Genomic DNA, 19,664 nt, shown 5'->3' on the forward strand with positions numbered 1-19,664 from the left:
ATACCTGTTTATTGAAAAACCCCCAGACTCCAAGTCTGGGGGTTTTGATTCAATATTAAGCGCGTGTCCAGTGACGGTGCTTGGCAATTGCCTCGATAAAGGCATAACCACTATTTTTATCCGTAATAGCTACAATGCCTCCGGTTGGATCATTGGAAACGATGCCTGCCTTCGATAAGATCTCGGCTCCTTCTTTTCCCGCTCCAATCGCTTTGAAATGATTGTAGGCTTCATCAACAAAGTAAATGGGTTCCTTGGACGCCTTTAAGGCATCGACACTCTCCTGGCCTCCTGCCACATATACAGCATCGAAAAGTACCGAATCGGCTGTCAGGAATGTCTGATTCACCTCGACCTGCTGTCCTTCAGAACTTGTAATCAATCCACGATTAATGCTGATGATTTCAGCCGTTATACCTGCAGATTTAAATGATTCCAAGACTTGATCAACCTCCGGCCCGTTGAAACCATCTGCGGCCAGGATTGCCACTTTTCTTGTTGCGGCCGTGTTCACTTTCATTTGCTCCTGGCTTAAAGCTGGAGAAGCCAAGTCCATTTTGACCTCACTTTTGTTGGATGGAGGCTTCACGCCCACTCCAATAGCGATCGTTTTGGCCAGTTCGACATCTACATTGCTGAACATCTCGACAATTTGCTGCTGAACGTCCTTATTTTTCACTTTTCCCACTTCAAAGTGGAAAGCCTGTATAATATGCTCCTTCTCCACTTCCGTCATGCTATTCCAAAATAGTTTAGCCTGGCTGTAATGATCCTTGAAGCTTTCACTGCGCTGCCGGACCTTTCTGCCATCGACTTTTTCCTGGTAATGTGCATAGCCGCCTTCCTCTTCCGAAGCAGGTTCAGGAGAGTTGCCTGCAAGGGAATTTTTGTGGTAGCTGACCGGCCCTGGATTTATTGACATTCTGTGCATGCCATCGCGCTGATTATTATGAACGGGGGCAACCGACCTATTAATCGGAAGCTCATGGAAGTTCGGTCCTCCCAATCGGGATAGCTGGGTATCGGTGTATGAGAATAAACGTCCCTGAAGCAGCGGATCATTTGAAAAGTCAATACCAGGTACAACATGCCCCGGATGGAAAGCTATCTGTTCCGTCTCTGCAAAAAAGTTATCCGTATTTTGGTTCAAAACCATTTTTCCGATTATTTTAACCGGGATTTGTTCTTCCGGCCATAGTTTAGTAGGATCAAGGATATCAAAGTCAAATTTGAATTCATCTTCTTCCTTAATCATTTGGACGCCAAATTCAAATTCAGGATAATTTCCGGTATCTATCGCTTCCCACAAATCTTGGCGGTGAAAATCAGGATTCTTCCCTGCAATTTTCTGTGCCTCATCCCAGACAAGGGATTTAACTCCCAGTACAGGCTTCCAATGGAATTTTACGAAATGGGCCACGCCCTGCTCATTTACAAAACGGAATGTGTGGACACCAAACCCTTCCATCATCCGGAAACTTCTCGGTATGGCCCTATCAGATAGATGCCACATGACCATATGTGCCGTTTCTTCATTGTTGGCTACGAAATCCCAAAAAGTATCATGGGCAGACGCGGCCTGAGGTATTTCATTATGAGGCTCCGGTTTAACCGCATGAATTAAATCCGGGAACTTAATGGCATCCTGGATAAAAAATACCGGAATATTATTTCCGACCAAATCATAGTTTCCTTCCTCCGTATAAAACTTTGTAGAGAATCCCCTTACATCACGGACCGAGTCTGCCGAACCTCGGGAACCTGCCACAGTGGAGTAACGAACGAATACTGGTGTCTTGACTGAAGGGTCTTGAAGAAACTTGGCTTTTGTATATTCGGTCATCGGTTCATATACCTGGAAATATCCATGTGCACCAGATCCCCGCGCATGGACAATCCGCTCAGGAATACGCTCATGGTCAAAATTAGTCATTTTTTCACGAAAATGAAAATCCTCCATCAAAGTTGGACCACGGGTTCCCGCTTTCAAAGAATGCTCATCCTCAGAAACACGCAAACCTTGGTTAGTCGTCATCTTTTCCCCATTATCGTCCACTCGATATTGATCCAACTGCCGCTGCTTACTTTGCTCATCGATTCTTCCGCTTTCATTTGCTTTCGTCATCCCACTCAATCCCTCCATGTCTATGAATTCAGATTAAATCGTGTTGTATGTATTTATTGATTCATAATAACTGCATTATCCTTCCTCATATACCACTCTGTTTTGATGGATAAACAGAATTCAGAAAAAGAATCTTAACTACCTCATTAAACAAAGGTTATTATTCCTGGACGGATCATTTTGGCGTGGGTCGGATTATTCTGGAGGTAGGTCGAATTCTTCCCGGGGTAGGTCGAATTATGTCTTAGATAGGTCGAATTCTTCCTGTCCCCAGTTTTGAATAAAAAGAAGCGGGAAGACCGACTTTGGTCTTCCCGCTTCTTACATTCAACACCCTTTAGTTCTTAAAGGCCTCTGAAACCTTCAAAAGTTTGCCTTTTACTTTCGTATTTTTCATCACTTTCAAGACAAGCGGTCCCTTTTCATTCAATATTTCCACATAAGAAACATTGTCCTGAATCGTAATGATCCCGATGTCCTCTGCATTCACTCCATCAATCTTAGCGATGGTTCCGACAAAATCCACAGCCCTGAGTTTCTTTTTCTTGCCGCCATTAAAATACAGCTTCATGATTTGTTTATTCAATTGTTCGCTTTTATCTTTTTTGATCTTTGGACGAGCTTCCAATTTCGCTTCGAATTCCATTTTTTTATTGGAGACTTCCTCTTTTGAAGGAACAGCCATCTTAGGGATTTCAAAACCGATATATCCTTGGATTTCAGCAAGGAATTTATCTTCGTACGGCGTCACAAAAGTAATGGCCTTTCCTTTTTTGCCGGCACGGCCCGTTCTTCCAGTCCGATGTACGTAACTTTCCTTTTCCAATGGCAGGTCATAGTTAATCACATGGGTTATATTGTCGATGTCAATTCCACGTGCAGCAACATCTGTCGCAACCAAATAGCGGAATTCACCTCTTCTGAATTCATTCATCACTGCAAGGCGATCTTCCTGAAGCATGCCGCCGTGAATCATATCACACGGATATTCCAGCTCCAGCAGTTGTTCACATACTTGGTCCACCCTGTCTTTTGTCCGGCAGAAAATGATGCAGCTATCGGGGTTTTCCGTGATGGTGACGTCCCTAAGCAGGGAAAACTTATCATCTTCCTTCACTTCAATAAGAGCATGTTCAATTTTCTCCGTCGTTAATCCCTTTGCTTTGATTTCAATATCCAAAGGATCTTTCATATATTGCTTGCATAGCTTTTTTATACTCTCAGGTAACGTAGCAGAGAACAGCATGGTTACTCTATCTTTCGGAAGCTCTTTAATAATGGCTTCCACTTGTTCAATGAAGCCCATATTCAGCATTTCATCCGCTTCATCAATAACTAAATGAGTTAAGCGTTCCAAGGCGAATGTCCCTTTTTCGATATGATCCAGAACACGTCCCGGGGTTCCAACGACTACATGGCTTTTTTGTTTCAATTCCGCTTTTTGGAGTGCGAATGGATGTTTTCCATAAACCGCAGTAGCCTTTATCCTCTTAAATCTGCCAATATTCGTGATATCCTCTTTAACCTGCACGGCAAGCTCACGTGTCGGTGTTAAAATAAGTGCCTGAGGCTTATTCTCCTCCCAATCGACCATTTCGCAGATCGGTATGCCGAATGAAGCGGTCTTGCCGCTTCCCGTTTGTGATTTAACGACAAGATCACGCCTTTTCAGCGCCACTGGAATCACTTCACGCTGCACCTCGGTTGGATGTTGATATCCCAAGCTTTCTAATGCCCTTACAATTTCATCGCTTAATGTATAATCAGTAAAACTCAATTCATTCATATAACAGCCTCTTTTGTTGTTTAGTATGTTGCCTTATTGTTTCCATAATCGTAATTTCCTTATACAGAGTTCTATTATACGCGATATGCATCGATAAACCTTGTAATATCCAAATCCAATTACCTTATTTCAATATAATGTAGCGTCCGTCTTCATTAAAACAAGGGTCATCAGGATCTCATGATCCGAGTTAATCAAAATGGACCCTGCTTCTTTCAATATGCTAAAATATGTATGAAATTGCGGAAAATAGGGTGTAGATTCTAACCGAAGTCCAAGAGGAGAGCTGATTTATGATAATCGTAACGAATAGAATCAGAGTCAAAAAAGGGATGGGCGCAGTCATGGCCCCAGGATTTACTGCACCAGGTCCACTTGATACTATGGAAGGCTTCGTAAAAGTTGAAGTATTATTAACGCAGAATTTGTCGGATTACGATGAACTGAGCGTTAATATGTATTGGGAAAACCTTGATAACTTTACTGCTTGGAGAAATAGCGATGCATTCAAAGCTGCACATAAACGGCCTGAACCTGGTTCCGGTGATGCAAAAAAAGAATCTCCAATTCTAGGCAGCGAGCTTACAACGTATGAAGTCGCCTCGGTAAAGGAAATAGCCAAATAATGAAATCACGCCAAAAGAGGCCGCAAAATATGCGACCTCTTTTTGTTTTATCTTAATGGATTTACTTAGCTTCAGCCTTCTTGATTTGTTTGCTTCTAAGCTGACCGCAAGCCGCATCAATATCCGTTCCATGTTCTTGGCGAATTTTACAATTTACGCCTCTCTTTTTCAGCGTATCATAAAACGAGAGAACGGACTCTTTTTCACTTCTTTGGTATTGACTATGCTCATCTACAGGATTATATGGGATCAGATTGACATAGAGGCGATGTTTTTTGTCCTCAAGTAGATTGGCGAGTTGCTCGGCTTCTTCTTGGTGGTCATTGACATCTTTCAATAGGATATATTCAATCGTAATTCTCCTATTCGTTTTCTCTAAATAATAATCAAGAGATTTCATCAACTTTTCTATCGGAATACCTCGATTTATTTTCATGATTCGTGTCCTGAGTTCATTGTTCGGCGCATGCAATGAGATGGCCAGATTCACCTGTAATTGGGTATCGGTGAATTCATAAATCTTATTGGCAAGACCGCTCGTCGAAACAGTAATGCGCCTAGCCGCGATGGCAAGACCCTTATGGTCCATGAGCACCTTCAAAAAGTCTATCATATTTTCAAAGTTATCGAACGGTTCGCCAATACCCATTACAACTACATGGCTTACAACATCCCCTTGTTCCAATTTATCCAGATGCAGTTGAACGTTCATGATTTGTTCCACTATTTCCCCGCTGGATAAATCACGGCTTTTAGCCAATAATCCACTGGCACAGAAACTGCAGCCAATATTGCAGCCCACTTGGGTGGTGACACAAACTGAAATTCCGTATTTATGTCTCATCATAACCGTTTCGATAAGGTTTCCATCCTGTAATTTAAACAGAAACTTGATCGTACCATCTGCTGATTCTTGCTTAACGTGCTCAGTCAAAGTCTGGATGACAAAATGCTCTTCAAGTAATTTTATGCAGTCTTTATTAACATCTGTCATCTCAGAGAAATTCGTCACACGTGTTCTATAAAGCCACTCCCAGACTTGGGAAGCTCTGAATTTTTTATGGCCATGGTCCAAAAGCCATGCTGTCAATTGTTCGAATGTTAAACCATAAATGGACTCTTTATTCATTCGTTACCCTCTTTTCATTACATTAAAATTTAAAATGTTAACTCTTTAACCTTACGGGGAATTCCCCCGGAATCAGTTCTTATTTATGATACGGTTCATTTCTATTTATCCGAAAAGCCCGATATATCTGCTCCACTAGAACCAGTTTCATTAATTGATGAGGAAAGGTCATTTTCGAGAAGGAAAGGGCATAATCACTTCTTGATAACACCTCGGTGCCAAGCCCAAGCGACCCGCCAATGATAAAAGCAATTTTGCTCTTTCCATAGGTGGCAAGCTGATCCATATGAGTGGCCAGCTGCTCTGAAGTAAGCTGTTTTCCACTGATCTCAAGCGTTATTACGTAGGTGTCCGGGCTGACTTTCGCCAGGATTCGTTCACCCTCTTTTTGCTTTACAATGTCCATGTCCGCTGCACTCAGGTTCTCCGGAGCTTTTTCATCCGGTACTTCGACAAGTTCTATATTAGCATAGGCGCTTAACCTTTTTGTATATTCAGCAATTCCTTGCTTTAAGTATTTTTCCTTTAGCTTGCCAACAGTAATAATCGTTATTTTCATATATATCCTCTAGCTTTCATTAATGTTTTTACTATCAATTGTTGGATTTGCCTACCTATTATCATACCTTACAGTGACCTATAAGCAAAACAAGCATATCCTTTCCAATTTTTTAAAAAATAAAAACCGCTGCCCCTGAAAGCGGCAACGGTAACTTTCATTATTTTTTAATGTATATTGAAGAAATTGGGCTGGACTTAGTTTGGATTTATGGTAGATTATTCGTACAACCAAAAGCTTGATTTAAACAATTCAACCCTCCAGTTTATTCTTCGGAAAATGTTAAGAACAGGTTACAAACATGTTATCCACAAAAGTTATCCACATATCCACAAAATCTATCCACATCTTGTATGGGAATATTAGTTCCCTACTAGATATATTGCCACGTTTCGACAATATTCACAGGTTGTTGATAACTGGTTTTCTTCGGAAACCAGCGTTAAAACAGGATAGGTTTCACATTCGTATACCACTTCATCCAGCGCCATGTCCACGTGTTCCTGACAGCAATATAATTTCATCTTTCATGTCTCCTTTCCTCTTCATTATTCCCAGTACTTCCATTCCCAATTATCCACAAGTTACTTGAGATTCTTAATTTCAGGATATATCCACAGGTAATCGTAACAAAAAATAAGAAAAGCGCAAGGAAATAGAAAGGACAGCAGGCATTTTCTGCCCCCTGTCCTTTTATGCTTTAAATTTCGCTGCTTGAAAGCGTGACTTCCGTAGTCTCTTTCTTTCCGTCACGGTAATAAGTGATTTTAACTTTATCACCGATTTGTTTTTCATTGTAAAGGTATTTTCTTAATTCCACGACATCATGGATTTTTTCATTATCCATTCCAACTACGACGTCAAATTCCTTCAATCCTGCTTTGGATGCTGGTGAGTTGCTTTGAACGCCTGTTATCGCAACGCCAAATGTAACTTTCCTTGGCAGCTTTAATGTATTTTGTTGATGGTATTGGGAAATTTCTTCTACAGATGCCAAGTTCACACCCAAGAAAGCACGTTTCACTTCACCAAATTCCTCTATATCATTAATAATCGGGATAACTGAATCGATTGGGATGGAAAGACCGATTCCTTCCACTGCATTTTCTGCAATCTTCATCGAATTTATTCCGATGACCTGCCCTGACATATTAACGAGTGCCCCCCCGCTGTTACCAGGATTAATCGCTGCATCAGTCTGAATGACCTCCGCATTCCAATCCACTTGGCCGTCCTCATTGATATCCACCTCTATCGTGCGCTCCAAACCGGAGATGATCCCTTGTGTGATCGATCCAGAGAATTGAAGGCCTAATGGGTTACCAATGGCAATTACGGGCTCACCAGGTTTCAATTTGCCGGATTTTCCGAATTCTGCAATGGTTTTGATTTTATCACCATTCACGACAATGACGGCTAAATCTGTCCATGGGTCACTGCCTTGTAATTCAGCTGGCAATTTAGTGCCATCACTTAATGTCACTTCCAGTTCATTAGCGCCTTCAATGACGTGATTATTCGTGACGATATAGGCCTTGCCGCCATCTTTTTTGTAGACGACTCCCGAACCTGTGCCGGCTTCTGCCGAACTGTCCTCGGCGTTGTTCCCTTGACCCCAGAAGTTCGTTTCCTGAATGTTAGTGATGCCGACCACTGCGTCGCTGGCTTTATCAACGGCATTGGTGACGGCACTTGTTACATCAACAGTAAGGTTTTGCTGAGCCTGCTCCGTGGACTCACTTCCCGTTGATTTTTCCGTTGTAATTTCGTTATCATCGTTATTTAACAGTCCACTTCCCGGAAAGGCTAATAAAATAAGTAAGGCCCCGATAATGGCGCCCCCCAAGCCTGCTAGAAAATAGCTCGTATGGCTCTTTTTCCGTTTATTTTGGTTCTCATCATTCTGATCATAATAACCCAAGACCGCCCCATCCTCTCATTTTAGGAATGAATTATAGCAATTCTATTGTTTGGTATCCTCCCTCAATTATACTCAATTACCGAAATTTTTCTAAAAAAATGCATGCTTTTATTTAAGGGAAACTTAAAATTGAGTAATATACAGCCATTCACCTTTTACCTATACAGTTCTAACCAAACGATACCCCTTTTAATCCGATTCGTAACTTACGATTCGAAATTATTAAAAATAAAAAGGAATGAACAAGGTATCCCTCATCCATTCCTTATATTTTATAATGTAACAAGTTCCGTTGGTCTTTTCGGGTCAGTATCATATAAGGAAAACTGTTCCCCGACAATGATCCCCTTTGTCTTTAACGTTTGTTCCACCGACATTCTTGCTAGATCCTTCATATTGTTATCTAGGCTTAAGTGGGCCAAGTAAATCCGCTTGGTCTTATCACCAGCCACTTCACTCATGGCTAGGGCGGCGTCTTCATTACAAACATGTCCGACATCACTTAAAATTCGGCGCTTGATGCTCCATGGATATTTTCCCATCCTCAGCATGGACACATCATGGTTACTTTCAAATACATATGCATCGGCATTAGAAATGATTCCTTTCATCCGATCACTTACGTACCCTGTATCGGTAATGACCACAAGTTTTTTATCTTCATGATGAAAGACGTAAAACATCGGCTCTGCCGCATCATGTGAAACGCCAAAAGATTCTATATCAAGGCTGCCGAATGTTTTGACCTGTTCCATTTCAAATGTGAATTTTTGTTCGGTTGCAATTTCACCGATTGATCGATCCATGGCATTCCATGTTTTTGCATTCGCATATATCGGGAGTTTATGTTTTCTGGCAACCACGCCAAGACCTTTAATATGGTCGCTGTGTTCATGGGTAACAAGGATACCGGATAGCTTTGACATATCACGGCCTATATCCTGAAACAACGCTTCCAGGGCTTTACCGCTTAAGCCGGCATCGACAAGGAATGATTGATCCTCCGTTTCCACGAAAAAGGCATTTCCTGTACTCCCGCTTGCGAGAACACTAAAATGCATTGTCATCTATACTCACTCCAGTATTTTTTCTTCTGTATTCAATTCAATGACCTCTCCATCAAAAGCGTTCACGAAGAGATCCGTTTCGTCATCAATGACCACCCACCATGTTGGCACAAGTAAATGTGACACAGATGTCGTCTGCAGCGAATTGTAAAAACCTAATTTTACATTCGTGACTTTGCTTTTGGGGGCGATATCACCATTATCATACAATTCTCCAATAGCAGTTAAAGCAGATACCAATTCTTTAGGTTTGTTGAATTTTTCGATCCCCTCTAAATACATCTGTTCATAGGAGACGATTTCACCCTTCTTGTTCAGATATAAAGTGACCTTCCCCTTACTATTATTATAAAACATCTTTTTATCTGCCACCTGATAGCAGATTATGGTCTGGCTGATTTCATCATAGCTCCAAAAATGATACTCACTTCCATTTAATATATACTCCTTCAGGAATATATCCACGTCTGCAGCATTAATTTCCGCTTTCATGCCAACCGGTATCTTAAATGTACCCACAAGGTTCTTATCATCGATGATTTTTGCTTTTTGATTCTTTAGGTGCTGTATATCTTTCTTCTCGAAGGTCTTGCTTTGGGCTATCAGGAATTGATCCTTCAACTTTTGTTTCGGAAGTGGGGTTTCTATTGAAATCTCATCTTCTTTCAAAAGTTCATCCGTAAGAGGCTCCGTAAAGCTTTCTAATTGGGAGTCATTAATCTTTTCCAGGAATTGATAAAGAAGAAAAATATTCAAAATGAAGAAAACCATGATGAATATCGACTTTGTATTATTCCAATCCACTTTGATCGCCTCCTTCTTCAAAAGGCACAATAAACCATTTATCGCCTACACGATAATACCAAGTGGGTTCTAGTGTAACTAGAGTCACAAGTTTGGAATCGAGGGATTTATTCAATCTATAACCAATCGAGATGTCCTCCACGCTTTTGAAATCGATATTATCTTTCGATTTCAGCTGTTTCAATACTTCTTTTCCGCTTGCTAAGGTCACTGCGGCTCCTTCTGACGGGAGGACTGAGTCAAGTGAAAAGTACGGGCGGTCATAGCTATAAATTTCTTCTTTCCCCCAAATTTGCTCGATTTCAGTCATTCCGTAATCATTGAAGGTTGGATAACCATTCACGAACAAGCGGAATACCACTCGTTGTTCAATCTCAGACATGTAGGCAAAGCGGTAATTGTTATCTTCCCAACCAGCATGATCATTGATGAAATCGATGCTTTTTTGCAGAAGGTCACTGGAACTGCCGATAAACTTGCTCTTTTGTGCCGGATTGATATAAGAAATTAAGTAATTCTCTTTATTGACCGTCATTAGTCTTGTTCCATCCGTGTATTCCTCACCGACCGAAACGGATTCCTGGCGTACGAACTTCGGATAATTAAATAATGCATTTTTCAAGTTTCCAATATCCAAATAGTCAATATAATACTCAAGTCTGTTGATCTCCACTGGATTTTCCGGGACGAACAGCGTCCTTTTGCTGTTTATCGTTTCGGCCGTGTATTCAGGGTGCTTATCGTAGGAATCCCTATAAAATGAATCCATGAAATTCCTAAGTTTTTTAGAGTTCACCATGCCTTGATAAATCTTCTCTTTATCGTAGGAAACAAAATAAACGGCAGATTCATTTCCGCTGATATCCTTTTGTTTAATGATGATTCGGTCAAATGAAAATTCAGGCACTTCCTTATCCGTAATATTCAATACCGTTTTATAAAGAGCGATGGGTATATCATCGGAAAATTCGATTTCAATCGACCCATCTTCATGGACAAAATCATCAAATTTCCTTTGCAGCCTGTTTACGGATACCTCTTTTAAGCCTCTGAAACGCCATTGCGTAAATTCTTTTTCCATTTCATTCATTTCTGCCGGATTGGAAGTCTGGAAATGCTGCCCATTACCATGGAAAAGGATACTGACTGGTTTAATGACATCACTGACAATCTGGACATCGCTTTTAATCTTTATAAATTCCGACGATTGTTCAAATGGATCATATTCAGGCTCGTAAGTCCAAATGCTCCATGTCAAAAAAATGCTTGTCCCAACCAAAATAATCAGTATGATACTTTTTGCACGTTCAAAATTCATGACCAATCATCCTCTTCTTCCTGTTCGTAAGGAAGTGTAAAGAACACGGTAGTTCCTTTTCCATCCACACTTTCCGCCCATATTTTCCCGCCATGCGCCACGACCATCTCTTTTGCAATCGCTAAACCAAGCCCTGTCCCGCCTAAGTTACGGGCCCTTGCTTTATCCACACGGTAGAAGCGGTCGAAAATTTTATCAATGACGTTTTTCGGGATACCCACTCCTTGATCTGTAATGCTCACAATGATAAAGCCATCAGATGCCCTGACGCGGAAAGTCACTTGACCCCCTTCAGGTGAGTACTTTAATGAGTTGGAGATTACATTATAGAGAACCTGGGTAATTTTATCTTCATCAATATCCACAAAATAAGCTTCCTTCGGCAAATCACGCTTAAACGTGATGTCATCATTTTTCGTCATTTCAAAACGATCGATGATGTGGTCATAGAATTTATTGAAATTCACCCAGCCTGTTTTAAGCCTGTAATCTTTACTGTCCATTTTCGAAAGCTGTAACAGATCATTAACAAGCCTGATCATCCGCTCCGTTTCATTTTGGGTAACACTTAAAAAGGATGGAGCGATCTCCTCGTCCTTCCATGCACCTTCAGCCAATGCCTCCAGGTAACTTCTCATCGTCGTTAGAGGAGTTCGCAATTCATGTGATACATTGGCAACAAATTCCCTGCGTTCACTCTCGATTTTTTCCTGCTCTGTTATATCATGCAAAACAGTAATCAAACCATTAACGAATCCCGTTTCCTTTTGAATGACCGAAAAGTTCCCCCTCAAAATGAAAGGCCGGTTTTTTTTGCTGTAATCAAGTATTACGGACTCTCGCTCTTCCAGTAAATCCTCAAATTTATACTCTTCTTCAAGACCCAAAACCTCAATGATCGGTTGATTCATGACGGTTTCACGCGAGACATTCAATAATTGTGCCGCCGGTTCATTAATCAAGTTCACCCGACCGCGCCTGTCCGTTGAAATTACGCCATCCGTCATATTGGCAAGTACAGATGATAGCTTACGCCGCTCTCCTTCTGTACTTGATTGCGACTCTTGAAGCTTTTTGGTCAAATTATTGAAAGTGACGGCAAGCTGGCCAATTTCATCATCGCCATATACCCTGACTTTTCTGGAGAAATTCCCTTTCGCCATCACCAGTGCCTGTTTTCTCATATCAGACATTGGCCTAGTGATCGTTCGTGCGAGCAGGATCCCCAAGATGGCCGTAATGACTAAGGCGATGGCCGTACCCGTCATGAAGATGCTATTGATTTCATCCATCTGCTCAAAGACATTTTCCATCTCAGCTATTACATAGACGGCGCCAATGACCTCCCCATTTGCTTCAACGGGTGTCGAAAGGACCCAGAGCCGTCTGCCTGTTTTCTTATCCCGGAATATATCATTATCTTCTTTTCCATAAATGAGCGTATTCTTAATAAGGACCTCTGTTGTCTTCTTCCCTACAATATCCTGGTTACCTGGGGCTGAAGTTCCGATCACGCGTCTGCTGCGGGTGTCGATGACACGTACTTCCGAAATATCATTCGATGAATTATCCCGGTCTCTCAATATCGTATCAATCGCTTCTTCGAGGGTTGGATCTTCCTCTCCCCTCTCTTTTTCCATTTCTTCACCAATGCTGTAGGTAAGCAGGTTAACGTGGCCTTTTATCGATTTCGTAAAGTTCCCAACAAGATTTTCTTCCAATTCCCCAACAAAATATACCCCGATTATTTGCATTGCTACGAAAATGAGCAAAACATAAATCAGAACAAATTTAAAATGGATTGAGCGAAAAAAACCAACCTTTTTCATAGAAACTACTCCTGTTCAGGGTTACGCAGGTAATAACCGACCCCTCTTCTAGTTACAATCCAGCCAGGATGGCTTGGATTGTCTTCAATCTTCTCACGAAGACGTCTGACCGTTACATCGACCGTCCTCACATCCCCGAAATAATCATAGCCCCACACGGTTTGCAATAAATGCTCCCTTGTCATGACCTGACCGATGTGCTTCGCTAAGTAATGAAGCAACTCAAATTCGCGATGCGTCAATTCAATCGTATCGCCCCGTTTGGAAACCACATAGGCATCCGGATGGATTGTGAGCGTTCCTATCGTAATTTCCTTCGGTTCATTTTCTTGATCGGGAACCGGAACAGCTTGCTGACGTCTTAGGTTCGCCTTAACGCGGGCAATTATTTCCCGGGTACTAAATGGCTTTGTCACATAGTCGTCTGCACCAAGCTCCAATCCTAAGACCTTATCTATCTCTGAATCTTTTGCCGTTAACATGATGATCGGCGTTTCATACTTCTTCCTTACTTCCCTGCAAACTTCCATCCCATCGCGCTGCGGCAGCATGATATCAAGTAAAATCAAATCAGGTTGCCGTTCTTCTACCATTTTGAGGGCTTCATTGCCATCATAAGCACAAAAAACTTCATAGCCTTCTTTTTTTAGATTGAATTGTAATATATCAGCAATTGGCTTTTCGTCATCCACTACCAGAATCTTTTTATCCATGTACTTATCTCCTTTTTAATAACTGAACTGAATCTATTAAAAACCGTGTCCTTATCCGGGACCTTATTCACTTTTCCTTCTGCTTGCACCAATCTTCGCAACCTAGTTCAGCAAACTTACATATATATACCCAATAAAAGGGGCTGAACACCGGAAATGAAAGCAAATTGTCTCTATTCTACTTTATCATTTTATAGGCATTAAATCACCTTTTTCCTATTATTCTCATCTATTTATGAAGCAGAAGAAGTCTTCGAATATTTTTCGAAGACTTCCACCGGTTACTGACTTATAAAGTTTAGCGGATTAACGAGAGACCCATTTTTATATATTTCAAAATGGAGGTGGACACCAGTCGAGTGCCCTGTTGAACCCATCATGCCGATTTTCATGCCTTTTTCAATCTTTTGTCCTGCTTTTACATCTATTGAATCCAAATGGGCATACACTGTCTTATATCCATTATTATGATTGATCGTTATCTTATTTCCATATCCTCCGGAGTTTCCTGCAGTTTCGATTATCCCATGATCTGCTGCCGTTATTGTCCTGGTGGTTGGCCGGGCAATATCAATACCTTTATGAAGTTTCCCCCATCGCTGGCCCTGCTTACTGGAAATATAGCCCCCATCTGCAGGCCATGAATATGTACCGCTTCCCTGTGAAGGAATGACCTTGGTGCCTTTTCTGGTGATTTCTGTTTTGGCTTTTTCCGTGACTTCTTTTTTTACGATCGTTTCACTGATTTTCTTTCCGTTTGTTTCAGATACATTATAGGTGAACCCAAGAATTCCCTCATTCCCTATTTGTTCAGTAATGATCTCGCCCTTAAGGAGTTCGTCATCCTCCTTCACTTTCTTTTGAAAAGGAATTCTCTCTTCCTTAAATACTTCTCTTTCTACCATTACGTTCAAATAGGGGGTACGCTGGGTCACATAGAGACGTTCGCCCTCTTTAACATCTTTGTTCTCATCCTGTCCCGGATTCAGCTCCAGCAGTTGATCCAGGTCCATATCATGCCTAGTGGCAATGGCTTCAAGATCTTCATCTTCCTTAGCCTCATAGATTGTCGTTTCTTCCTTTCCTTCTTCTATCATGGAGAGGGTTTCATCGACGCTCTTGATTTCGTCTGGATATACCATTGTCTTTATAGACGTAACTGGAAGTGAAAATTCGATGTCCAGAATTCTACTTCCTGACTCTTTTAACGGATCCAAATCTTTTTCACTTTCTTTTTTACCTGATTCGTATTCAGCGTATTCCTCTTCATCTACATATAATAAAGTGATTTTCTCCAGAACGTCCTCGGCATCTTCCTTTGACGCAACATAAGCGACCGCCTGATTATCTATGTCGATTTCATACGCCTCTGCCTTCACATTCAACTGATCTTGAATTCCCTTAACAGCCTGATCCTCTTTTACCTCTTCATCGAATACCTCTTCAGGTACAAAAGTCAGCTGTGCCTCCTTATCGAATGTAAAGTCAGGATAGTCTTCCTGTGCTTCTTCTACTTTATCGGCTACGATCTTTTCGATCTCCGTTTCATCCGTGACACTTCCGACGAACTCATCGTTAAGATAAACATGCTGTATGGTTGCAGTTTCCGGTAGCCCAGCAGCAGTTGCCCGATTTCCTGCAAGCACTAAAATGACGGAAACCATCAACAGGATGATCCCCTTACCTTTTGAGCTAAACATATATTGTCCTCCTTAACGGCTCAGTCACCAATTAAGAAACTAATCAAATTTATTTCGAGTTTTATTAGTCCATTTTAAATATCAACATGCTCATGACTGATTGCTATAATGATTTTTTATCACTCATAACTCTACCATATTAAGAAAAAAAACAAGAAACAGACTTCATAATGTAATAGAACTGTATAAATGGTGACAACATGTACCAATAAATATGGTAATGGGAAAGTTTCAATAAACTGCAGAAAAGGGAGTGGACCTAAGCCCAGCAAGGCTAAAAGCGGTTTATATGACGAATTGGTCTAAATTGGTATGTTACAAAACGTTAACAATCCATTAACAGTATTTCATTCAAAATACATCTGAATGCAAAACAAAAAAACGCCCTAAAGGAAAGGCGTTTATTAAAGGATGGCTCAGGACGGAATCGAACCGCCGACACAAGGATTTTCAGTCCTTTGCTCTACCGACTGAGCTACTGAGCCAAATATTCTATTTTAGTATAAAAATAAAATGGCGGTCCCGACGGGAATCGAACCCGCGATCTCCTGCGTGACAGGCAGGCATGTTAACCGCTACACCACGGGACCAGTAAAGCATTAATATAAAGAAGTGACCCATACGGGATTCGAACCCGTGTTACCGCCGTGAAAGGGCGGTGTCTTAACCGCTTGACCAATGGGCCGGAAAAAATGGTGAGCCATGAAGGATTCGAACCTTCGACCCTCTGATTAAAAGTCAGATGCTCTACCAACTGAGCTAATGGCTCGTTCTAATGAAATGTTTCTTTGCATGATGTGAACTTAACATCTGCAGCTTGTTAATGGCTTGTTCTATTGTGACGACGCTTTTGATAATATCATGGTTAGTATAGTTTAGGCAATAGTTTTTTGAAATAAAATTATTTTTTTCTTATTTTTTTCATTTTCCCTACAGTTTAATCCATTCATTCGGTATCCTGGACCTCCCGAACGTGACAGATGATGCATTGATCTTAATAACGAAAGAAGAGCCGGCAAAAAAAGCCAGCTCCTTTTTCATGAATTACGCTAGACGCCAAGGGCTTCTCACGACATTAGTTTGGTTGCGGTCAGGACCGACAGAGAAAGTGGTCAAAGGAATGCCTACCAATTGAGATACGCGCTCTACATAATGGCGAGCGTTCTCTGGAAGCTCATCCAATGATTTGCAGCCTGTGATGTCTTCTGACCAGCCTGGCAGCTCTTCATAGACTGGTTTACATTCGCCAATCGCTTTCAAAGTCGCTGGAACCTCATGAATGATCTCGCCTTTGTAGTCATAAGCCACACAAATTTTGACCGTATCAAGACCTGATAATACGTCAATAGAGTTCAATGATAAATCGGTAATCCCGCTGACACGGCGAGCATGGCGAACGACAACAGCGTCAAACCAGCCTACACGGCGTGGTCTGCCTGTAGTTGTACCATATTCCCGGCCAATTTCCCGGATTTGGTTGCCGACTTCATCATGTAATTCTGTAGGGAAAGGACCATCGCCCACACGGCTTGTATATGCTTTACATACTCCAACCACATGGTTGATTTTCGTAGGACCTACACCAGAACCGATCGTAACTCCACCTGCAACCGGGTTAGATGAAGTGACAAATGGGTATGTTCCTTGATCGATATCAAGCATAACACCTTGTGCGCCTTCGAATAATACCCGTTTTCCTTCATCAAGTGCGTCATTCAATACAACGGATGTATCACAAACATATTTCTGCACTTGTTGTCCGTACTCATAGTATTCTTCCAAGATATCTTCGATTTTGAAACCTTCCGTTTCATAGAAACGTTCAAACATACGGTTTTTTTCGACAAGATTTTGAGACAATTTTCCCTCGAAAATTTCACGGTCCAAAAGGTCTGCCATGCGGATTCCGTTACGAGCAGCTTTGTCCATATATGCAGGGCCGATTCCCTTTTTAGTCGTTCCAATTTTGTTGGCGCCTTTACGGTCTTCTTCGACTTCATCCAATTTGATATGGTAAGGAAGAATGACATGTGCACGGTTCGAAATACGAAGATTATCCGTACTCACCCCATGGCTATGTAAATAAGCAAGCTCCTCTACAAGAGCTTTTGGATCAACCACCATACCATTTCCAATGACACAAATCTTATCACTATAAAAAATCCCTGACGGAATTAAATGCAGTTTATAGGTAACGCCGTTAAATTTTATTGTATGTCCTGCATTATTCCCACCTTGATAACGAGCGATGGCTTCCGCATTCTGGGATAGAAAATCTGTTATTTTACCTTTACCTTCGTCTCCCCATTGTGTACCGACTACTACAACTGATGACATCTGAATAAAGCACCTCCAAAGGTTCACGTAATACCGATCATTAACCGGTTCTTATCAAACAAACCTATTTTATCAATAATCCAAACTGGAAGTCAATACAAAATCCGAACAATACACTTTTTAAAAAATTCTTTGTTCGTAAATATGAGAAATTTCTTTCCGGTTTTTTTGGATTGTCAAACATTATTGTACCCTCTGATTTCTTTTTCTATTATCATAACGCACTTTCTTTTTCCCGAAACAAAGAAAGCCCGCCATTGCATAATGGCAGGCAGTTTTCTATGCGCCGGGAGACATCGAATCATCATCGAAGCGGCGTTCAAGGTTAACGAATTTATTATATTCTTTCACGAATGCAAGCGAAACCGTGCCAACTGGACCATTACGCTGTTTCGCTATAATGATTTCAATGATATTTTTGTTCTCGGATTCTTTATCATAATAATCATCACGGTATAAGAATGCGACGATATCCGCATCTTGCTCGATACTCCCGGATTCCCGGATATCAGACATCATCGGGCGCTTATCCTGACGCTGCTCCACTCCCCGTGATAACTGGGAAAGGGCGATGACGGGCACTTTAAGTTCACGAGCGAGCGCTTTGAGTGAACGTGAAATCTCGGATACCTCTTGCTGACGATTGTCGCCTGAACGACCATCTCCTTGAATTAATTGCAGGTAATCGATCAATATCATGCCAAGGCCATGTTCCTGCTTCAAACGACGGCATTTTGAACGGATTTCACCAATCCTCACACCTGGCGTATCATCGATATAAATGCCGGCATTCGACAAGCTTCCCATCGCCATCGTCAGTTTACGCCAATCCTCATCAGTTAAGGAACCTGTCCGTAAATTCTGAGCGTTGATATTCCCTTCAGCACAGAGCATACGCATAACGAGCTGCTCTGCACCCATTTCAAGACTGAAAATCGCTACATTCTCCTCCGTTTTGGTCGCAACGTTTTGAGCGATATTCAATGCAAAAGCGGTTTTACCAACCGAAGGACGGGCACCCACTATAATGAGGTCATTACGTTGGAACCCTGCTGTCATTCGATCCAGTTCAGCAAACCCTGTCGGTATTCCCGTGACATCCCCTTTACGGGTAGTCAAAATTTCTATGTTATCGTAAGTCGCAACCAATACATCTTTAATATTTTGAAAAGACCCGGAATTTTTACGCTGGGCCACTTCCATGATCGTTTTTTCTGCTTCCCCGAGCAGCTCCTCGACCTCGTCCTCGCGACTGTAGCCTTCCTGAGCGATGTTGGTCGCTGTCCTGATCAAACGACGCAGCAATGACTTCTCCTCGACGATGCGGGCATAATATTCAATATTGGCGGCGGTAGGCACCGATCCGGCCAATTCACTTAAATAAGAAACACCGCCAACTTCTTCAAGGTTTTTTGTCGCAGCCAGTTCCTCTGTCACCGTAATCAAATCGACAGCTTTTCCTTCGTCATTCAATTTAAGCATCACATTAAAAATCTTTTGATGAGAGCTTCTGTAAAAGTCTTCCGGAATCAAAACTTCAGATGTAACGGTCAATGAAGAGGGCTCTAGAAAAATGGCTCCCAGTACAGCCTGTTCGGCTTCTATATTTTGAGGTGGAATCCTATCCTGAAATTGTTCTATCATATCTTAAAACCTCCCAATCTAAGAGGATATCTTTTATATGTTTCTAGTAAAAAAGAAAAAAGTGAAAGGACAACATGCCCAATCACATTTTTCGTCTATCTCTATT

General features: G+C 41.5%; 15 protein-coding genes and 4 tRNA genes. 1 reads left to right on the top strand and 18 read right to left on the bottom strand.

Annotation, left to right across the window (positions count from 1 at the left end):
• Positions 1–55: 55 nt before the first annotated feature.
• Positions 56–2,125, bottom strand: a complete 2,070-nt coding sequence (locus ACWF5P_RS19910) for a catalase (RefSeq protein WP_452445201.1) — start codon at positions 2,123–2,125, stop codon at positions 56–58.
• Positions 2,126–2,462: 337 nt separating this feature from the next.
• A complete protein-coding gene (locus tag ACWF5P_RS19915; RefSeq protein WP_452445202.1) occupies positions 2,463–3,911 on the bottom strand; it encodes a DEAD/DEAH box helicase in 1,449 nt (482 codons plus the stop codon).
• Between the two features lie 293 nt (positions 3,912–4,204).
• On the opposite strand from ACWF5P_RS19915, the gene ACWF5P_RS19920 reads away from it, so the two are divergent.
• Positions 4,205–4,537 carry a heme oxygenase gene (locus ACWF5P_RS19920; RefSeq protein WP_230176032.1) on the top strand — a complete coding sequence of 111 codons (333 nt, stop codon included), beginning with the start codon at positions 4,205–4,207 and terminating at the stop codon, positions 4,535–4,537.
• Positions 4,538–4,598: 61 nt separating this feature from the next.
• On the opposite strand, the gene rlmN is transcribed toward ACWF5P_RS19920, so the two are convergent.
• The 16 genes from rlmN to dnaB form a co-directional block, all read right to left on the bottom strand.
• Positions 4,599–5,666, bottom strand: coding sequence for a 23S rRNA (adenine(2503)-C(2))-methyltransferase RlmN (gene rlmN / locus ACWF5P_RS19925; protein WP_101223960.1), 1,068 nt, complete (start codon positions 5,664–5,666; stop codon positions 4,599–4,601).
• 79 nt (positions 5,667–5,745) lie between these two features.
• Positions 5,746–6,225 carry a 23S rRNA (pseudouridine(1915)-N(3))-methyltransferase RlmH gene (rlmH, locus tag ACWF5P_RS19930; RefSeq protein ID WP_101223961.1) on the bottom strand — a complete coding sequence of 160 codons (480 nt, stop codon included), beginning with the start codon at positions 6,223–6,225 and terminating at the stop codon, positions 5,746–5,748.
• A 362-nt stretch (positions 6,226–6,587) separates the two neighbouring features.
• Positions 6,588–6,749, bottom strand: a complete 162-nt coding sequence (locus ACWF5P_RS19935) for a CxxH/CxxC protein (protein ID WP_101223962.1) — start codon at positions 6,747–6,749, stop codon at positions 6,588–6,590.
• 176 nt (positions 6,750–6,925) lie between these two features.
• Positions 6,926–8,146 carry a trypsin-like peptidase domain-containing protein gene (locus tag ACWF5P_RS19940; protein WP_434168225.1) on the bottom strand — a complete coding sequence of 407 codons (1,221 nt, stop codon included), beginning with the start codon at positions 8,144–8,146 and terminating at the stop codon, positions 6,926–6,928.
• Positions 8,147–8,418: 272 nt separating this feature from the next.
• On the bottom strand, positions 8,419–9,213 hold the full coding sequence (locus tag ACWF5P_RS19945; RefSeq protein WP_076368488.1) for an MBL fold metallo-hydrolase: 795 nt from the start codon (positions 9,211–9,213) through the stop codon (positions 8,419–8,421).
• Between the two features lie 6 nt (positions 9,214–9,219).
• Positions 9,220–10,017, bottom strand: a complete 798-nt coding sequence (locus ACWF5P_RS19950) for a two-component system regulatory protein YycI (protein ID WP_101223965.1) — start codon at positions 10,015–10,017, stop codon at positions 9,220–9,222.
• Complete coding sequence (locus ACWF5P_RS19955; RefSeq protein WP_377394638.1) at positions 10,004–11,335, bottom strand: YycH family regulatory protein; 1,332 nt, start codon at positions 11,333–11,335, stop codon at positions 10,004–10,006. Before ACWF5P_RS19955 ends, ACWF5P_RS19950 begins: the two co-directional genes overlap by 14 nt.
• The gene (gene walK / locus ACWF5P_RS19960; RefSeq protein ID WP_434168226.1) at positions 11,332–13,164 is read right to left on the bottom strand and encodes a cell wall metabolism sensor histidine kinase WalK; all 1,833 of its coding nucleotides are present in this window, start codon (positions 13,162–13,164) and stop codon (positions 11,332–11,334) included. Before walK ends, ACWF5P_RS19955 begins: the two co-directional genes overlap by 4 nt.
• Before the next feature lie 5 nt (positions 13,165–13,169).
• Positions 13,170–13,877, bottom strand: a complete 708-nt coding sequence (yycF, locus tag ACWF5P_RS19965; RefSeq protein WP_034316131.1) for a response regulator YycF — start codon at positions 13,875–13,877, stop codon at positions 13,170–13,172.
• A 281-nt stretch (positions 13,878–14,158) separates the two neighbouring features.
• Complete coding sequence (locus ACWF5P_RS19970) at positions 14,159–15,577, bottom strand: peptidoglycan DD-metalloendopeptidase family protein (protein WP_434168227.1); 1,419 nt, start codon at positions 15,575–15,577, stop codon at positions 14,159–14,161.
• Positions 15,578–15,989: 412 nt separating this feature from the next.
• A tRNA-Phe gene (locus ACWF5P_RS19975) sits at positions 15,990–16,062 on the bottom strand.
• Between the two features lie 29 nt (positions 16,063–16,091).
• Positions 16,092–16,167 (bottom strand) — tRNA-Asp (locus tag ACWF5P_RS19980).
• Between the two features lie 23 nt (positions 16,168–16,190).
• Positions 16,191–16,262, bottom strand: a tRNA-Glu gene (locus ACWF5P_RS19985).
• A gap of 8 nt (positions 16,263–16,270) precedes the next feature.
• Positions 16,271–16,346: transfer RNA gene (locus tag ACWF5P_RS19990), tRNA-Lys, on the bottom strand.
• 275 nt (positions 16,347–16,621) lie between these two features.
• Positions 16,622–17,914 (bottom strand): adenylosuccinate synthase, encoded by a 1,293-nt coding sequence (locus tag ACWF5P_RS19995; protein WP_452445203.1) that lies wholly within the window; start codon positions 17,912–17,914, stop codon positions 16,622–16,624.
• Between the two features lie 279 nt (positions 17,915–18,193).
• On the bottom strand, positions 18,194–19,558 hold the full coding sequence (gene dnaB, locus ACWF5P_RS20000) for a replicative DNA helicase (RefSeq protein WP_034316139.1): 1,365 nt from the start codon (positions 19,556–19,558) through the stop codon (positions 18,194–18,196).
• Between the last annotated feature and the right edge of the window lie 106 nt (positions 19,559–19,664).

Source organism: Peribacillus sp. NPDC055009 (assembly GCF_053608705.1).

What these genes read in the sequence shown, in the direction of transcription:
- ACWF5P_RS19910 (WP_452445201.1), bottom strand. Translation starts at nt 2,125, where the DNA reads ATGACGAAAGCAAATGAAAGCGGAAGAATCGATGAGCAAAGTAAGCAG.
- ACWF5P_RS19915 (WP_452445202.1), bottom strand. Translation starts at nt 3,911, where the DNA reads ATGAATGAATTGAGTTTTACTGATTATACATTAAGCGATGAAATTGTA.
- ACWF5P_RS19920 (WP_230176032.1), top strand. Translation starts at nt 4,205, where the DNA reads ATGATAATCGTAACGAATAGAATCAGAGTCAAAAAAGGGATGGGCGCA.
- rlmN (WP_101223960.1), bottom strand. Translation starts at nt 5,666, where the DNA reads ATGAATAAAGAGTCCATTTATGGTTTAACATTCGAACAATTGACAGCA.
- rlmH (WP_101223961.1), bottom strand. Translation starts at nt 6,225, where the DNA reads ATGAAAATAACGATTATTACTGTTGGCAAGCTAAAGGAAAAATACTTA.
- ACWF5P_RS19935 (WP_101223962.1), bottom strand. Translation starts at nt 6,749, where the DNA reads ATGAAATTATATTGCTGTCAGGAACACGTGGACATGGCGCTGGATGAA.
- ACWF5P_RS19945 (WP_076368488.1), bottom strand. Translation starts at nt 9,213, where the DNA reads ATGACAATGCATTTTAGTGTTCTCGCAAGCGGGAGTACAGGAAATGCC.
- ACWF5P_RS19955 (WP_377394638.1), bottom strand. Translation starts at nt 11,335, where the DNA reads ATGAATTTTGAACGTGCAAAAAGTATCATACTGATTATTTTGGTTGGG.
- walK (WP_434168226.1), bottom strand. Translation starts at nt 13,164, where the DNA reads ATGAAAAAGGTTGGTTTTTTTCGCTCAATCCATTTTAAATTTGTTCTG.
- yycF (WP_034316131.1), bottom strand. Translation starts at nt 13,877, where the DNA reads ATGGATAAAAAGATTCTGGTAGTGGATGACGAAAAGCCAATTGCTGAT.
- ACWF5P_RS19970 (WP_434168227.1), bottom strand. Translation starts at nt 15,577, where the DNA reads ATGTTTAGCTCAAAAGGTAAGGGGATCATCCTGTTGATGGTTTCCGTC.
- ACWF5P_RS19995 (WP_452445203.1), bottom strand. Translation starts at nt 17,914, where the DNA reads ATGTCATCAGTTGTAGTAGTCGGTACACAATGGGGAGACGAAGGTAAA.
- dnaB (WP_034316139.1), bottom strand. Translation starts at nt 19,558, where the DNA reads ATGATAGAACAATTTCAGGATAGGATTCCACCTCAAAATATAGAAGCC.